This window comes from Actinomadura madurae (assembly GCF_047130825.1).
GTDB lineage: Bacteria > Actinomycetota > Actinomycetes > Streptosporangiales > Streptosporangiaceae > Spirillospora > Spirillospora madurae.
Map to the genome: position 1 here is coordinate 1,195,904 of NZ_CP083237.1, position 14,519 is coordinate 1,210,422.

Genomic DNA, 14,519 nt, shown 5'->3' on the forward strand with positions numbered 1-14,519 from the left:
CGCGCCCCGTCCGGCCCGTCAGCGGGCGAGAAGGCCGTCGATCACCCGGCGGACCTTGGTCATGGCTCCGGCGTCGCCGACGCGCAGGGCGGTGTTGGCGGACATCAGCACCGCGTCGATCTGGAAGGCGGCCAGGTCGGCGTCCAGGTCCGCGATCTCGCCGGCGTCGGCGGCGTGCCGCAGCTCGCCGGCGAGGACCGACAGCCACTCGCCGTGCTGGCGGAACAGGGCTTCGCGGACGGGCCCGGGGCGGCTGTCGAACTCGGGCAGGTTCGCCGCCCAGAAGCAGCCGCCGGTGAACAGCGGCGTCTCCGCGTAGACGATCCAGCGCTCGATCAGGGCGCGGAGCCGGGTCACGCCGGGAGACGCGGCCAGGGCGGGGCCGACGACCGCGTCGGCGAACTGCTCGCGCGCCGACTCGACGGCGGCGAGCTGCAGGTTCTCCTTCGTCCTGAACAGCGTCTGGATACCGCTCTTGGACAGCCCCAGGTCGCCGGCCAGCCGCCCGAGGCTGAGCCCGTTGAGCCCTTCGAGGGACGCGACGTCCACGGCATGGCGCGCGATGGTCCGCCGCGTCCGCGCACCGCGCACCAGGCGCCCGTCCGTCACCGCTGCTTCGTTCATCGGCGCCATCCTGCCACATCCCGCCAAACTAGACATACGACCGATCGTATGTTTAACTCCGAGCCCGGGCAACGGCCGCACACCAGAGGGAGAGCCGATGAACGGAGATCGGATGTTCGAGCTGGCGCAGGCGCTGGCCGTGGCGAAGAGCCGGCAGGACGTGCCCGCGGCCATGCGGCTTCTCCACCGCGACATGGTGCTGGAGACCCCCGCCCTCGGTACCAGGGCGAGGGGCACGGCCGAGAACGAGAAGGTGCTGACCCTGTTCTTCAGGGCCTTCCCGGACTACGACGTCGAGCTGGAAGGACACGCCTCCAACGCGGACTCGCTGGTCTGCTGGGGGACGGTGCGGATGACCATGACCGGTGACCGGTTCGGCGTGGTCCCGAACGGCCGCCGCGCCGAGCTGCCCGTGTTCATCCGGTTCACCTTCAAGGACGACCTGATCGCCGGTGAACGGTTCTTCTTCGACCTGGCGACGCTGTGCGCTCAGAGCGGCGTGTCGACCGACGCCGTCCGCAAGCTCCTGTTCGGGGACGCCGCGATGGGGGAGGAGCGGTGACCTTCGACACGCGCGTCAAGCCGATCGGCGGCATCGAGACGGAGCACCTGTTCGACATCGTCGTCGACCTGGATCCTCCGCTGGTCATCGGCGGACCGTCCGGCCAGCGGGTCGTGTTCGGCAGCGCCGGGGGGACGTTCGAAGGCCCCGACCTGCGCGGGGACGTGCTGCCCGGCGGCGGCGACTGGGCGGTGTTCCGCCCGGACGGGTCCATGACGCTGGACGTCCGGCTGACCCTGCGCACCCACGACGGCGCCCTGGTGCAGATGACCTACGGAGGACGCTGGATCGTCCCGCCGGAGCTGCGAGCCGACATCGCCGACCCGGAGAAGCGGCACCGGATCGACCCGGCCCGCTACTACTTCCGCACCAGCCCGCTTTTCGAGACCGGCGCCGAGCAGTACGCATGGTTGAACGGCATCGTCTGCGCCGGCTCGGGATACCTGGTCGAAGGCGGCGTCGCCTACAAGGTCTCCCGGATCCTCTGACGGCCCGTCAGCCGTAGCTCAGCGGCAGCGACGGCCACACGAAGGCATGCGCGTACCAGGCGCCCGCGTCGCCGCGGGCGGGCCGCCTGCCGTAGGTGACCGCGATGGCGGCGATGTGGGCACCGCGGCCGCCTTCGCCGTCCGCCGCGTCGTCGCCGGACGGCCCCGCGGTCGTCTGCTGCAGGATCTCGCCGAGCAGCAGGCGGGTCGGCGCGTGCAGCTCCAGCCGCAGGACGAGCGATCCGCGGCACCGGGCGGTCGCCCGGGCGACGAAGTCCTGTAGCAGCGGCGCGAGCCGATCGGTGAGACTCGCCGCCGCCGGACCCGGCTCCCATACATGCAGGGCGTTCTGGACGATCGAGCGGACGTGGCCCGCCGCGGCCCGCCCGCTCGGCAGCTGCCATCGGCCCGTGTGCGGAACCGGCCGCGATGCACCAGGGCCGGGAAGGATCGTCATGTGCTTTCTCCGATCACGAACATGCTCCGGGCCCGCGGACCCTCGCCCGGCGTCGCCGGGCGGCACGCAGTCGTCACCTCATCGGATTGGTGCCCCGCGTGCCCGCGCTCATGCCACCGGCAGGGCGCGGATCACCCGGCGTACCGCAGGTCAGGTGTTCCTCGACGATACGCCCCGCCGGCGCCGTCCGCCGGAGCGGTTCCGGCGTGGCTCGCCGACCGGTGCCGGGGCGCCGGCGGCCGGGGAACGGGCGCCGGTGATCCTGGCGAGCTCGCCGTCACCCGGCCGCACCTCGGTCGCCCGCGGGGTGATGCCGGCCGCGGCCATCAGCGCGTCGGTCTCCCGGCGCTGGTGCGGCAGGACGAGGGTGACGACGGTGCCGGGCCGCCCGGCGCGGGCGGTGCGTCCGCCCCGGTGCAGGTAGTCCTTGTGGTCGGCGGGCGGGTCGACGTTGACGACCAGGTCGAGGTCGTCGACGTGGATGCCCCGCGCGGCGACGTTGGTCGCGATCAGGACGGCCACGTCGCCCGTCCGGAAGCCCGCGAGGGTGCGGTTGCGCTGGGACTGGGTCTTGCCGCCGTGCAGGGCCGCGGCGCGGATGCCGCGGGACGCCAGCTTGCGGGCGAGCCGGTCCGCGCCGTGCTTCTTGCCGACGAACATGATCACACGGCCGTCCCGGGCCGCGATGTGCGCGATCGTCTCGTGCTTGTCGGTGTCGCTGAGGTGCAGCAGGTGGTGTTCCATCGTGGTGACGGCCCCGGAGGGCGGGTCGACCGAGTGCGTCACCGGGTCGGTGAGGAACCGCCGGACCAGCTTGTCGACGTCGCCGTCGAGCGTCGCGGAGAACAACATCCGCTGGCCGTCGGCGGGAGTCTGCTCCAGCAGGCGGGTGACCTGCGGCAGGAACCCCATGTCGGTCATCTGGTCGGCCTCGTCCAGCACGGTGATCTCCACCTGGTGGAGGCGGCAGTCGCCGCGGTCGATCAGGTCGGCGAGCCGTCCCGGGGTGGCGATCAGGACGTCCGCCCCCTGCGCCAGAGCGGCGGACTGCCGTCCGATCGACATTCCGCCGACGACGCTGAGCAGGCGCAGGCGGAGGGCGCCGGCGTACGGGGCGAGGGCATCGGTGACCTGCTGGGCCAGCTCACGGGTGGGCACGAGGACCAGGGCCAGCGGGCGCCGGGACTCGGCCCGCCGGCCGGTGAGGCGGGCGAGGAGTGCGAGACCGAAGGCGAGGGTCTTGCCGGACCCGGTCCGGCCGCGTCCGAGGACGTCCCGGCCGGCGAGCGCGTTCGGCAGCGTCGCCGCCTGGATGGGGAACGGCGCGGTCACGCCCTCGCGGGTCAGCGACGCCAGCAGCTCCGGCGGCATCCGCAGCTCGGAGAAGGACGTGACCGGGGGGAGGCCCGGAGTCGCGGGCGGCCGCCCGCCGTCACCGTCCGGGCGGGTCCCCCGGCGGTGCCGGCCGGGGCGGGACCGCGCGGTGCGGCTCCGGCCTGATGATCGATTCGATCGGTCGGGAAACGGCAAGGTGGAACCTTCCTCGCAGATAGCACGTGTCGAGGAGTGCTCCGCTGCGCGACAAGGCGACGCAACGGGGGCCCTCACGGGGCCGCCCGCTGCGCCGCCGGGGAGATTCAGGCGGGGACGATGTTCTCCGCCTGCAGCCCCTTCTGGCCCTGAGTGATGTCGAACGACACCTTCTGGCCCTCCTGGAGCTCGCGGAAGCCCTGGGCCGCGATGTTGGAGTAGTGGGCGAAGACGTCGGCGCCGCCGCCGTCCTGCTCGATGAAGCCGAAGCCCTTTTCCGCGTTGAACCACTTGACGGTGCCGGTGGCCATGGTCATCTCCTTTTGGCTCGGTCCCGGTCCCACACCTTGTGGGTCCGAGGACGCCGCGATGACCCATCCGGAAGATCCAGAAAACAAAAAGTGCGCCTGTGGTTGATCCGCAGGCGCACGCAAATGCTTGGGAACCGCAACTGAACCGAACGTTACCACATACCTCGGCGATGGCCAGGGCGCGGGGACGGCGCGGCGCGGGAAATTCCAGATCAAAAGCGGATCCGGTTCCCGCCACGCCCCGGAGAGGCGCATACTGGCGGTGATGAAACCCCCTCGAGCCGCACGGCGGCGACACCTGCCCACCAGCCCCTTCGAGCCACCGCCGCCCGCCCCGCCCGTCAAGGTCTTCGACGTGGCGGACCGGGTCACCCACGACAAGTACGGCCTCGGCCGCGTCACCGAGGTGGAGGCGCACGCCGTCCTCGTCGACTTCGGAGCGCGCACGGTCCGGATCCTCGCCCCCTACGCCAAGCTCTTCCCGCTCTGACACGCGGTCGCCCGCGTCACGGTCGTCCACGGCCGCCGTCAGGAGGTCGCGTGCGCCCCGTCCGCCGGCGCGGGCCCGGCCGCACGCCGCTCCTCGGCCAGTTCGATCAGCCTCGCCCCGAGGTCGGCGAACAGCAGCAGGTCCCGCGCGAGCGCGGCGGTGAACGGCGGTGCCCCCGGCGAGCCGGCGACCGCGAGCACCCCGCGGATGGCCTCACCCGTTTCCAGCGGCAGCATCAGGATGGGCCCGGCCGGCAGCTCGCTGAGCCCCTGGTCCACCGCGACACGCGATGACAGGGGCCGCCGCGAGCTGAACGCCCGGCCGATCATGGAACGGCCCCGGCGGACGGTCAGGCCGCGGATCCTGTCGGCGGCGGGTCCCACCGCCACATCGATGCGCAGCGTCCCGCCGCCCTCCTCGGGCAGCGCCACGAACGCGAGCGGCACGCGTGCCATGGCGCGGGCGTGCTCGGCGAGAAGGGCCAGGGCCTCCACCGGATCGGCGCCGGCCAGGACGGCCGCCATCAGGTCGAACGACGCGGCCAGGCGGTGCCGCCCGTCGGCCGGCCGTGGCCCTGCGGGGGGCCGCCACCTGATCGGCGGGCCCTCTTCCCCGATGATGGCACCACTGCGGGGGGCCTCCCGGGGAGCGTCTCGCTCCTGCGATGCTGCGGGATCCGCCATGTTCAGGCCGCCGCCGATCCGCCGGCGAGCCGGGCGGCCGGGGCGGGAGGGTCTTTGATGATCATGTCGGGTCTCCGATCCGAGGTCCGCGGGCGCCGCGGGCCGGTGCGGCCGGACCCGCGCCGGCACTGAGGAGCACCCGAATCCGGGTGATGTGATCGTGCGGCGTCATCGGCGCCGGGCCTGTCCGGGCCCCCGAAGGAGACCAAGTAGTGGGAACCAGGGGGACGCAGGCCTGGTCGCCGACATCGAGAACCCCTCGCTCGCCGCCGAGTGTACGCTCTTCAGGTCCGGTCTGACGGCAGGGCGCTGGCGATGCAGTCCAGCACGCGGTCCAGGCCGTAGCGGAACTGCTCCTCGGTGGTCATGTGGGGCAGGCGCGCGTCCACGACGATGCGCTTGAACATCGGGTACCGGCCGCTGTCGAGGAGCTTCCTGACGTAGGGAGCGCTCTCCAGCATCCAGTGCTCCGGGGTCATGCCGCGCTCGCTCTCCCGTCTCCAGGCGATCTCGCCGCGGACGGCGCGCTCGACATAGCCGTTCAGCATTTCGAGCAGGGTGAGCATGTCGTCGATGGGGATGCCGACGTCGAGGGCGCCGAACGCGAACTCCATCAGCCGCAGCCGGTTCGGGCCGAACGTGGCGCGCGGGCGGACCAGTCCGGCGAGCCAGGGGTGGCGCAGGCCCACCGCGCGGGTGTTCTCGGCGATCAGCGTCAGGTCGGCGCGCCAGTCGCCGCTCGGGCGGTCGGGGACGTCCATCTCCAGCGCGGCGTGGTCGACCATCAGGTCGATCAGGTCGTCGCGGGACGGGACGTAGCGGTACAGCGACATCGCGCCGGTGCCGAGCTCGGCCGCGATCCGGCGCATCGACGCCGCCTCCAGGCCCTCGGCGTCGGCGATGCGGATCGCCGCCTCGGTGATCTGGGCGCGGCTGTAGGCGGGGCGCGGTCCCCGGCCCTGCCGTTCGGGGATCGACCAGATTCCGCCGGACCGCTCGCCGCCTGCCACCTGACCTCCTCGCCGTCCGCCTCCGAGCATCCTAGTTGCGTACATCGTACCCAGTTGTTTACCGTAGCTGCGTACGCCGTACTCAGAAGGAGGGATCGTGACGGACGAACCGATCGTGGTGGCCGAGGCGCTGCGCAAGCGCTTCGGGGACACCCGGGCCCTGGACGGCCTCGACCTGGCCGTCCCCGCCGGAACGGTCTGCGGGGTCCTCGGCCCCAACGGCGCCGGCAAGACCACCGCCGTGCGGATCCTCGCGACGCTGTCGGACGCCGACTCCGGGCGTGCCCGCATCGCCGGGTTCGACGTCGCCCGCCGGCCCGACCAGGTCCGCGCCCGCATCGGGCTGGCCGGGCAGTACGCGGCCGTGGACGAGAAGCTGACCGGGCGCGGCAACCTGCGCATGTTCGGCCGCCTCTACCACCTGCCGCGCCGCGAGGCGCACCGCCGCGCGGACGAGCTGCTGGAGCGGTTCGGGCTGATGGAGGCCGCCGACCGGCAGGTGGCGGGGTACTCCGGCGGGATGCGCCGCCGCCTCGACCTGGTCACCAGCCTGATCCTGCGCCCGCAGGTGCTGTTCCTGGACGAGCCCACCACCGGCCTCGACCCGCGCAGCCGCGGCGAGATCTGGGACGCGATCCGGGGCCTCGTGGCGGACGGCACCACCGTCCTGCTCACCACGCAGTACCTGGACGAGGCCGACCAGCTCGCCGACGACATCGCCGTGATCGACCACGGCCGCGTCATCGCCACCGGCACGCCCGACGAGCTGAAGGCCTCGATCGGCGACCGCCTCGACGTCGTCCTGGCCGACCCGGGGATGGCCGGCGCGGCCGCCGAGCTGCTGCACACCCTCGCCGGCGCGTACCCCACGCTGGACGGCGACCGCCTCTCGGTGCCGCTGCCGCCGGGGAGCGTGCGGCTCGCCGACGTCGTCCGCGACCTCGACCGCGCCGGCGTCGCCGTCGGGGACGTCGCGCTGCGCCGCCCCACTCTCGACGAGGTGTTCCTGCGCCTCACCGGAAGCGGCGCCGACACCCCCGAACGTGAGAAGGAGACCGTCCGATGACCGCCCTCACCGCCCCCGCGTCGCCGTCCGGACGGCTGCGCTGGGCGCTCGCCGACGGGCTCACCCTCATCGGCCGCGAGATCAGCCGCATCCGCCAGGAACCCGGCGAGCTGGTCGCCGCGCTGATCTTCCCGGCGGTGATGGTGGTGCTGTTCGGGTACGTGTTCGGCAGCGCCATCTCCGTGCCCGGCGGCGGCAACTACCGCGAGTACCTGATGCCGGGCCTGTTCGCGATGGTCACCTTCACCGCGACCATCGCGGTCACCATGCGGGTCGCCACCGACGCCTCGCGCGGCGTCATGGACCGGTTCCGCTCCATGCCGATGGCGCGCTCGGCCGTCCCGTTCGGGCAGACCGGCGCCGAGATCCTCAACGGGATCCTCGGCATGGTCATCATGGCCGTCGCCGGGCTCGTCGTCGGCTGGCGCGCCCACAACGGGGTCTGGCAGACCGCCGAGGCGTTCCTGCTGCTGGCGCTGATGCGGTACGCGCTGAGCTGGGCCGGCTGCTACCTGGGCCTGGTGGTGAAGAACGAGCAGACCGCCGACCAGCTGATCCCGCTGGTGTTCCCGGTGACCATGCTGTCCAACTCGTTCGTCCCCACCGGCGGCATGCCGAAGCCGCTGCAGGTCATCGCCGACTGGAATCCCGTCAGCGCTCTCACCGCCGCCTGCCGGGAGCTGTTCGGCAACCCCGGCGTGTCCACCGGGGACGCGGCGTGGCCGGTCGCCCATCCCGTCGCCGCGACCATCGGCTGGTCGCTGGTCCTGCTGGCGCTGTTCGTCCCGCTGTCGGTGCGGACGTACCGGCGCCGCGGGCGCTGAGGGCCCCCGGCCCGCGGACGGACCCGCGGGCCGGGGACCCCGGTGGTCAGACGCCGAACGGCGCCGGATACCCGACCGTCCCGGACGGCACCGGGCCCGGCCCGTCCAGCACCAGCGCCATCAGCGCCTCGTCCGGCACCTGGAACGGCGCCGTGACGCCCAGGCCCGACGCGCGGACGAACCCGAACCGCGGGTAGTACTCCGGATGCCCGAGCACCACGACCAGCCGTTCGGCGCCGGCCGCCGCCCGCCCGGCCGCGGCGTCGAGCCCGGCCCGGACGGCGGAGGCACCCGCGCCCCGCCGCTGGAACTCCGGCAGCACGGCCACCGGCGCCAGCGCCAGCGCGGCCTCGCCGCCGACCGTGCACCGCGTGAGCAGCGCATGGCCGGCGACGCGCCCGTCCGGGGTCTCGGCGACCACCGACAGTCCCGGCACCCACGCGGCGTCCTCGCGCAGCGCGTCCACCAGGTCGGCCTCCTGGACGGTCGGGAACGCCGCGGCGACCACCGCGCGGATCGCGCCGGCGTCGCGTGCCGTCTCCGGCCTCGTCGTCCACCTCATCGGTTCCGCCCCCGCTCCCGGTACATCTGCCGCTGCCAGCGGCTGATCGCCTTGCGCTGGTTCTCCCGCTCGGCGCGCAGCCGCTCGTCGGTGCGCGACGCCGCCCACGCGTTCTCGCGCAGGAGCCTGCGGTAGCTGTCGAAGCGGCGGCGCGGCAGCGTCCCGTCCTCGACCGCGGCCAGGACGGCGCACCCCGGCTCGGTGCGGTGGGCGCAGTCGCCGAACCGGCACGCGGCGGCCAGCTCCTCGACGTCGGCGAACGTCCGCTCCAGCCCGCCGGACGCCTCGAACAGCCCGACGCCGCGCAGGCCGGGGGTGTCGATGAGGACGCCGCCGCCGGGCAGCGGCAGCAGCTCGCGCCGCACCGTGGTGTGCCGGCCCTTGCCGTCGGTCTCCCGGACGGCCCCGGTCGCCAGGACCTCGCCGCCCAGCAGGGCGTTGCCGAGCGTGGACTTGCCCGCGCCCGACGGCCCGACCAGCACCACCGTCCCGGCGAGGACGGCCCGGACGGCGTCGACGCCGTCCCCGGTCGTGGCGCTGCACGCCACGACGTCCACGCCCGGCGCGGCGGCGGAGACCTCGATCTCCGCCTCGGCGGCGCCGGCGGCCTGGTCGGACTTGGTGAGGACGACCACCGGCCGCGCCCCGCTCTCCCAGGCCAGGGCGAGCAGCCGCTCGACCCGTCCGAGGTCGAGGCGGGTGGCGAGGGAGACGGCGATCGCGACGGTGTCGACGTTGGCGGCGAGCACCTGGCCGCGCGAGTCGCGGGACGCCGACGACCGGACGATCGCGGTGCGGCGCGGCAGGAGCGCCGCGACGGCGGGCCGCCCGTCCGGTCCGGACGGGTCCAGGGCCGCCCAGTCGCCGGTGCACGGCGCCGCGAGCGGATCGTCGACGGCGGCCGGGCCCGTGGAGGCCCGGACGGGGCCGTCCTCGGTGACCACGTCGCACAGGCCGCGGTCGACGGCGGCCACGCGGCCCGGCGTCAGGCCCGCGGCGCGATGAGAGGTGAACTCGTTCTCCAGGGTGTCGTCCCAGCCATAGGCGGCCAGACGGGACGAACCCGTGAACATTGAAGACAACGGAATGGAACCCTTACGTGAAGGGGCCCCGGCGTGGACGTGCCGCGGATGCGTGAGCGCGGAGGTCAGCCGGCGGCCAAGGGAAGAAGGACTGGCTGAGTGCTGCGGGCAGCAACCACCGCGGCGACGGCCATACGTCCTCACCTCCCTTTCGGTTCCGGGCGCGACTCTACCGCCCCCGCCCTGCCCGGCCAAGCGGATTACCGGGCCGAGCAAGCCATGGGTGTTCCCCCGCGCGGGGGAGGGGGATCGGCCACCGCGGGGAGGCGTGGGCCCGGCCGCCACGCGCACGATCGTGCTCATGGTCACCACGTTCACCGGCCGCGCGACCGGCAGAGGCCGCGCCCTCGGACACCGCCTGCCGGCCGTCGCGCTCGCCTGGGTCACCGCCTACGGGATCGTGCGCGTGTACTGGGCGTCCGGTCACCAGCCGGATGACCTGTCACCGGTCGGGGACGACCTCGTCGCGTTCACCGGGTGGGGAGGCGTCGCGTTGTGCGGTGCCGCCGCGGCCGTCCTGGCCGTGCTCGCGCTGCCGCGTGCGGACCGTCTCGGCCGCGTGCCCCGGCTGGCCGTGACGGCGACGGCCTGGGCGACCGCCCTGTGCCTTGTGGCCTCCGGCGCGCTGCTGCTGCTCGACGTGGTCGGCGGGATCCTTCCCGGGCTCGGCATCGGGTTCTACCCGCTCGGCGCGCTGTCGCGGGCCGCGGTCGTCGGCGCCGGGATCATGACCGGCCTGTCCGCCCGTGCCTACACCGCCCGTGCCCGCACCGGATGCGCCGCCTGCGGACGTCCCGGCACGGCGCCCGGCCCCCTCGCCCGCACGCCCGCCTGGGCGTTCTGGGCCGCCTACCTCGCGGTCGCCGGATGCGTCGCCCGCATCGCCGCGCAGGCCGCGGTGGGGTTCGGGGAGTCGCCGATGTCGAGCGGCCCGTCGGTGGTCCTCTTCGAGGCCGGGTTCGTGCTGGGCGGGAGCCTGCTGCCGCTCGCCCTCGTCCACTCCTTCGGGCGGGTGTGGCCGCGCTGGGTCCCCGGTCTGGCCGGACGGCGCGTCCCCCGCCGGCTGGTGCTGTGGCCCGGCGCGGCGATCTCCGGCGGCCTGGTCGTCTACTTCGGGCTGATGCTGCTGCAGATGTGCTGGGAGCGCCTCCACGGCCGCAACCCGTTCCCGCCCGAAGGGGGGCTCGACCTGCCGGAGGCGTTCTTCTGGGTGGCGGTCCCCGCCTACTTCGCGTGGGGCGCCGGCATGGCCGTCGCCGCCCGCGCCTACGCGCGCCGCACCCGCACCCCCTGCGCGTCCTGCGGGCGGTGACGGTCAAACCGGGGGAGTGACATGGTCAATCGGAAGTTATGGTGAGTATGGGCGGATCGCGATGAGGGGGCGTGACCGTGGAGGACAACGACGAACGGCCGGGCGGGCTCGCGGAGCGGGCCGGCAGGGCCGACCGGGCCGCCGCCGAGCGGCTTGAGGAGATCTGGGACGGGCTCGCCCCGGCCGCGGCGTCCGCCGCGCGCGCGGCCGTCTCCGCGGGCGAGCCCCTTCGCGACGCCGCCCGCGACACCGCCGCGCTCGCCGCCTCCCGCATCGTTGAGCGGCTGGCGGGGACGCCCGCGATGAAGGCCGTCGAGCAGGCCGCCCGGGACGCCGCCGTCAGGGTCGCCCGGGGCGCCGCCGAGCGCGCCGTCACCGAGGCCCGCGCCGCCGCGGCGGCCAACCCCGCCACCGCGGGCGCGGTCGAGGCCGCGACCGCCGCGATGGTCCTCGCCGAGCAGGCCGCCCGCCACCCCATGGCCGCCGCCGCGCGCCGCCTCGCCGCCACCAGCCCGCTCGCCCGCGCCGCCACGGCCACCGCCCTGGACGTCGCCGGGCGGACCGTCACCGCGACCGCGTCCCAGCCCGTCGTACAGGCCGCCACCAAGGCCGTCGTGGACGCCGCGGTGGACACGGTCGCCGACGCGGCGGTCGACGCCGCCATGACCGCGGGCCGCGACGTCGTCGCCCGCGTCGTCCGCGAGACCGCCGAGCAGGCCGCCCGCGACCTGGCCGCCGCGCTGCGCGACACCGCCGAGGAGACCGGGGTCGCCGCCGAGCTGGCCCCGCTCACGGGCGCCGCCGCCGACCTGGCCGCGCGCGCCCGCCGGTCCGACGCCGCCCGCGGCGCCGGGGAGCTGCTGGCGGTCGCGGCGGGCAGCGCCGTCGCCCGCACGGCCCGCGACCTGGCCGTCCGTGCCGCGGCCCGCGCCGCCACCGCCGCCATCGAGGCCGTCCTGCGGGAGCTGCTGCGCGACGCGCTCAAGCTCGCCATGCAGGACACCCTGCGCGGCATCATCGTCGACGTCTCCCGCGACGTCGTCGTCGACGTCGCCAAGACCACCTGGGCCACCGCCACCCGCCCCGCCCCCGTCCCGGGCGGGGGCGCCGTCGTCGTCCAGGCGAGCGTGGAGAGCACCGACGTGTGGGCCGAGGTCACCGGCGAGACCGGCGCGCCCGGGGACCGGGCCTCCTGAACCGCCCCTCAGAAGATTCTGAGAGAACCATGAGAAAGGCCCTCCGGCGGTCAGGGCCCCCACCGGCGGTGCTTACCGTGAGTACATGGAGCTTGGCATGCGGGGGGCGCGGCCTGCGCGGATCCTGGTGGTCGACGACGAGCCCGCGGTGCGCGAGTCACTGTCCAGCAGCCTGGAGTTCGAGGGATACCGGGTCGCCGGCGCCGCCGACGGCGTCATGGCGCTCGACCAGGTCGAGAAGGAGGCCCCCGACCTGGTCGTCCTGGACGTCCTCATGCCGCGGATGGACGGCCTGACCACCTGCCGGCGGCTGCGCGCCCTCGGCGCCACCATGCCCGTGCTCATGCTGACCGCCCGCGACATGGTCGGCGACCGCGTCACCGGCCTGGACGCCGGCGCCGACGACTACCTCGCCAAGCCGTTCGAGCTGGACGAGCTGCTCGCCCGCGTCCGCGCCCTGCTGCGCCGCGCCGCCATGAACACGGCCGCCGCCGGCGACGGCGAAGCCGAGGACGTACTCGCCTTCGACGACCTGCGCATGGACACCCTCACCCGCGAGGTCACCCGCGCCGGCAGGCCGGTCGAGCTGACCCGCACCGAGTACATGCTGCTGGAGATGTTCCTCGCCCACCCCCGCCAGGTCCTCACCCGCGAGCAGATCCTGGAGACCGTCTGGGGCTTCGACTTCGAGCCCGCCTCCAACTCTCTGGACGTCTACGTGATGTACCTGCGGCGCAAGACCGAGGCGGGCGGGCTGCCGCGGCTCGTGCACACCGTCCGCGGCGTCGGGTACGTGCTGCGGACGGCGGCGTCCCCGTGACCACCCGGGCGCCGGTCACGCGGCGGCTGACGCTGCGCGCCCGGATGGCGCTGCTGACCGCCGCCGCGGTCGCGCTGGCCGTGGCCGCCTGCGCCACCGCCGGGTGGCTCCTGACCCGCAACCAGCTGTACCGCGAGCTCGACCGCCGCCTCGGCGCCGTGTCCGGCGGCCCGCCCGGCGAGCGGGCCGGGCCGTTCCGCGAGCCGCGGCTGCCCCGCGGGGTGCAGGCCGAGGGCACCCTCGGCGTCTGCGCCTCCAGCCCGACCGGCAGCCCCGGGCAGACGCTGCCGCCGGGCCCGTTCGAGATCCTCCAGCTGGTCGACGCCGAGGGGCGGCGCTGCACGGTCCCCGGCGCGGGCGCCCTGGCGGTCACCGCCGAGGACGCCGAGGTCGCCCGCGGCGAGCGCGAGTACGTCTACCACGACGGAAGCGGCGTCACCGCCGCCGGCGCCGAGGACGACGTCCGCATCCTCACCCGCTCCTTCCTGACCCGCGACGGCACCCCCGCGGCCGTGTCCTACGCGATCTCCCTGGACGAGGTCGACGGTCCCCTGGGCAACCTCGCGCTGCTGCTGACCGCGGTCACCGCCCTCGGCGTCCTGGCGTCCGCCGGGGCCGGCCTCATGATCGCCCGGGCGGCGCTGCGTCCGGTGGACGAGCTGACCGGCGCCGTCGAGCACATCGCCCGCACCGAGGACCTCGGCACCCGCATCCCGGAGGAGGGCACCGACGAGATCGCGCGGCTCAGCCGCTCCTTCAACAGCATGACCGCCGCGCTCGCCGCGTCCCGGGGGCGGCAGCAGCAGCTCATCGCCGACGCCGGGCACGAGCTGCGGACCCCGCTGACCAGCCTGCGCACCAACATCGATCTGCTGCTGCGCTCGGAGGCGACCGGCCGCGACCTGCCGCGGGCCGCCCGCCGCAACCTGCTCGTCAGCGTCAAGGCGCAGATGCGGGAGCTGTCCAGCCTGGTGGGGGACCTGCTCGAACTCGCCCGCCCCGCCGAGGCCGAGCCCGTGCACGAATCTGTCGCGCTCCACGACGTCGTGGCCCGCGCGGTCGACCGCGCCCGGCTCCGCGGCCCCGGCCTCGACATCGAGGCCGACACCGAACCGTGGCACGTGCTCGGCGACCCGGCGTCCCTGGAACGCGCCATCGTCAACCTGCTGGACAACGCCGTCAAGTTCAGCCCGCCCGGGGGGACCGTCGCCGTCCGGCTCAAGTCCGGTGAGCTGACCGTCCGCGACCACGGCCCCGGCATCCCCGCCGAGGACCTCCCGCATGTGTTCGAGCGGTTCTGGCGGTCCCCGTCCGCGCGCAGCCTGCCCGGGTCCGGGCTCGGGCTGTCCATCGTCGCGCGGGTCGTCGCCGAGTGCGGTGGCCGCGTCGCCCTGGAACCCGCCCCCGGCGGCGGCGTCCTGGCCCGCGTCCGGCTGCCCGGAACCTCCGCCCCCGCCGACTGACGGCCGCCCGGCGCCTTTCTCATGCGGCGTTAATGGACG

17 protein-coding genes are annotated in these 14,519 nt (G+C 74.7%); 9 read left to right on the plus strand and 8 right to left on the minus strand.

Annotation, left to right across the window (positions count from 1 at the left end):
- Nucleotides 1–18 precede the first annotated feature (18 nt).
- Nucleotides 19–624, minus strand: a complete 606-nt coding sequence (locus K8Z49_RS05490) for a TetR/AcrR family transcriptional regulator (protein ID WP_412517754.1) — start codon at nt 622–624, stop codon at nt 19–21.
- 97 nt (nt 625–721) lie between these two features.
- Here K8Z49_RS05490 and K8Z49_RS05495 point away from each other — a divergent pair, with 97 nt between their 5' ends.
- Both K8Z49_RS05495 and K8Z49_RS05500 read left to right on the plus strand, forming a co-directional pair.
- Entirely contained in the window at nt 722–1,186 is a 465-nt protein-coding gene (locus K8Z49_RS05495) for an ester cyclase (protein ID WP_412517755.1), read from the plus strand.
- Nucleotides 1,183–1,674: a DUF3237 domain-containing protein gene (locus K8Z49_RS05500; protein ID WP_412517756.1), complete on the plus strand. Its 492-nt coding sequence runs from the start codon at nt 1,183–1,185 to the stop codon at nt 1,672–1,674. The genes K8Z49_RS05495 and K8Z49_RS05500 overlap by 4 nt, the downstream gene beginning before the upstream one ends.
- A 7-nt stretch (nt 1,675–1,681) precedes the next feature.
- Here K8Z49_RS05500 and K8Z49_RS05505 read toward each other — a convergent pair whose 3' ends face one another.
- The 3 genes from K8Z49_RS05505 to K8Z49_RS05515 form a co-directional block, all read right to left on the minus strand.
- Nucleotides 1,682–2,131: a hypothetical protein gene (locus K8Z49_RS05505; protein WP_021594807.1), complete on the minus strand. Its 450-nt coding sequence runs from the start codon at nt 2,129–2,131 to the stop codon at nt 1,682–1,684.
- A gap of 150 nt (nt 2,132–2,281) precedes the next feature.
- Nucleotides 2,282–3,661, minus strand: a complete 1,380-nt coding sequence (locus K8Z49_RS05510; RefSeq protein ID WP_412517757.1) for a DEAD/DEAH box helicase — start codon at nt 3,659–3,661, stop codon at nt 2,282–2,284.
- Between the two features lie 107 nt (nt 3,662–3,768).
- Nucleotides 3,769–3,972 carry a cold-shock protein gene (locus tag K8Z49_RS05515; protein ID WP_024936225.1) on the minus strand — a complete coding sequence of 68 codons (204 nt, stop codon included), beginning with the start codon at nt 3,970–3,972 and terminating at the stop codon, nt 3,769–3,771.
- Between the two features lie 265 nt (nt 3,973–4,237).
- On the opposite strand from K8Z49_RS05515, the gene K8Z49_RS05520 reads away from it, so the two are divergent.
- The gene (locus tag K8Z49_RS05520) at nt 4,238–4,462 is read left to right on the plus strand and encodes a hypothetical protein (RefSeq protein WP_024936226.1); all 225 of its coding nucleotides are present in this window, start codon (nt 4,238–4,240) and stop codon (nt 4,460–4,462) included.
- A gap of 38 nt (nt 4,463–4,500) precedes the next feature.
- Here K8Z49_RS05520 and K8Z49_RS05525 read toward each other — a convergent pair whose 3' ends face one another.
- Both K8Z49_RS05525 and K8Z49_RS05530 read right to left on the minus strand, forming a co-directional pair.
- Nucleotides 4,501–4,986, minus strand: coding sequence for a GAF domain-containing protein (locus K8Z49_RS05525; protein WP_021594811.1), 486 nt, complete (start codon nt 4,984–4,986; stop codon nt 4,501–4,503).
- A 443-nt stretch (nt 4,987–5,429) separates the two neighbouring features.
- Nucleotides 5,430–6,155, minus strand: a complete 726-nt coding sequence (locus K8Z49_RS05530; RefSeq protein ID WP_021594812.1) for a TetR/AcrR family transcriptional regulator — start codon at nt 6,153–6,155, stop codon at nt 5,430–5,432.
- 97 nt (nt 6,156–6,252) lie between these two features.
- Here K8Z49_RS05530 and K8Z49_RS05535 point away from each other — a divergent pair, with 97 nt between their 5' ends.
- Both K8Z49_RS05535 and K8Z49_RS05540 read left to right on the plus strand, forming a co-directional pair.
- Complete coding sequence (locus K8Z49_RS05535) at nt 6,253–7,221, plus strand: ATP-binding cassette domain-containing protein (RefSeq protein WP_021594813.1); 969 nt, start codon at nt 6,253–6,255, stop codon at nt 7,219–7,221.
- A complete protein-coding gene (locus tag K8Z49_RS05540; RefSeq protein WP_021594814.1) occupies nt 7,218–8,045 on the plus strand; it encodes an ABC transporter permease in 828 nt (275 codons plus the stop codon). Before K8Z49_RS05535 ends, K8Z49_RS05540 begins: the two co-directional genes overlap by 4 nt.
- A gap of 46 nt (nt 8,046–8,091) precedes the next feature.
- On the opposite strand, the gene K8Z49_RS05545 is transcribed toward K8Z49_RS05540, so the two are convergent.
- Both K8Z49_RS05545 and rsgA read right to left on the minus strand, forming a co-directional pair.
- Nucleotides 8,092–8,607 (minus strand): GNAT family N-acetyltransferase, encoded by a 516-nt coding sequence (locus tag K8Z49_RS05545; protein ID WP_111833463.1) that lies wholly within the window; start codon nt 8,605–8,607, stop codon nt 8,092–8,094.
- A complete protein-coding gene (gene rsgA / locus K8Z49_RS05550) occupies nt 8,604–9,680 on the minus strand; it encodes a ribosome small subunit-dependent GTPase A (protein ID WP_075022344.1) in 1,077 nt (358 codons plus the stop codon). The genes K8Z49_RS05545 and rsgA overlap by 4 nt, the downstream gene beginning before the upstream one ends.
- A 310-nt stretch (nt 9,681–9,990) precedes the next feature.
- Between rsgA and K8Z49_RS05555 the strand changes: the two genes are divergently transcribed.
- The 4 genes from K8Z49_RS05555 to K8Z49_RS05570 all read left to right on the plus strand — a co-directional run bounded on the left by K8Z49_RS05555 (nt 9,991) and on the right by K8Z49_RS05570 (nt 14,480).
- Nucleotides 9,991–11,001 carry a hypothetical protein gene (locus tag K8Z49_RS05555; RefSeq protein WP_412517758.1) on the plus strand — a complete coding sequence of 337 codons (1,011 nt, stop codon included), beginning with the start codon at nt 9,991–9,993 and terminating at the stop codon, nt 10,999–11,001.
- A gap of 71 nt (nt 11,002–11,072) precedes the next feature.
- The gene (locus tag K8Z49_RS05560; RefSeq protein ID WP_412517759.1) at nt 11,073–12,197 is read left to right on the plus strand and encodes a hypothetical protein; all 1,125 of its coding nucleotides are present in this window, start codon (nt 11,073–11,075) and stop codon (nt 12,195–12,197) included.
- 85 nt (nt 12,198–12,282) lie between these two features.
- Nucleotides 12,283–13,017, plus strand: a complete 735-nt coding sequence (locus K8Z49_RS05565) for a response regulator transcription factor (protein WP_063747814.1) — start codon at nt 12,283–12,285, stop codon at nt 13,015–13,017.
- Nucleotides 13,014–14,480, plus strand: a complete 1,467-nt coding sequence (locus K8Z49_RS05570) for a sensor histidine kinase (protein ID WP_412517760.1) — start codon at nt 13,014–13,016, stop codon at nt 14,478–14,480. The genes K8Z49_RS05565 and K8Z49_RS05570 overlap by 4 nt, the downstream gene beginning before the upstream one ends.
- Nucleotides 14,481–14,519 lie beyond the last annotated feature (39 nt).

Coding starts and splice junctions, on each gene's coding strand:
- K8Z49_RS05490 (WP_412517754.1), bottom strand. CDS start 624: ATGAACGAAGCAGCGGTGACGGACGGGCGCCTGGTGCGCGGTGCGCGG.
- K8Z49_RS05525 (WP_021594811.1), bottom strand. CDS start 4,986: ATGGCGGCCGTCCTGGCCGGCGCCGATCCGGTGGAGGCCCTGGCCCTT.
- K8Z49_RS05555 (WP_412517758.1), top strand. CDS start 9,991: ATGGTCACCACGTTCACCGGCCGCGCGACCGGCAGAGGCCGCGCCCTC.
- K8Z49_RS05545 (WP_111833463.1), bottom strand. CDS start 8,607: ATGAGGTGGACGACGAGGCCGGAGACGGCACGCGACGCCGGCGCGATC.
- K8Z49_RS05520 (WP_024936226.1), top strand. CDS start 4,238: ATGAAACCCCCTCGAGCCGCACGGCGGCGACACCTGCCCACCAGCCCC.
- K8Z49_RS05540 (WP_021594814.1), top strand. CDS start 7,218: ATGACCGCCCTCACCGCCCCCGCGTCGCCGTCCGGACGGCTGCGCTGG.
- K8Z49_RS05505 (WP_021594807.1), bottom strand. CDS start 2,131: ATGACGATCCTTCCCGGCCCTGGTGCATCGCGGCCGGTTCCGCACACG.
- K8Z49_RS05565 (WP_063747814.1), top strand. CDS start 12,283: ATGGAGCTTGGCATGCGGGGGGCGCGGCCTGCGCGGATCCTGGTGGTC.
- K8Z49_RS05515 (WP_024936225.1), bottom strand. CDS start 3,972: ATGGCCACCGGCACCGTCAAGTGGTTCAACGCGGAAAAGGGCTTCGGC.
- rsgA (WP_075022344.1), bottom strand. CDS start 9,680: ATGTTCACGGGTTCGTCCCGTCTGGCCGCCTATGGCTGGGACGACACC.
- K8Z49_RS05495 (WP_412517755.1), top strand. CDS start 722: ATGAACGGAGATCGGATGTTCGAGCTGGCGCAGGCGCTGGCCGTGGCG.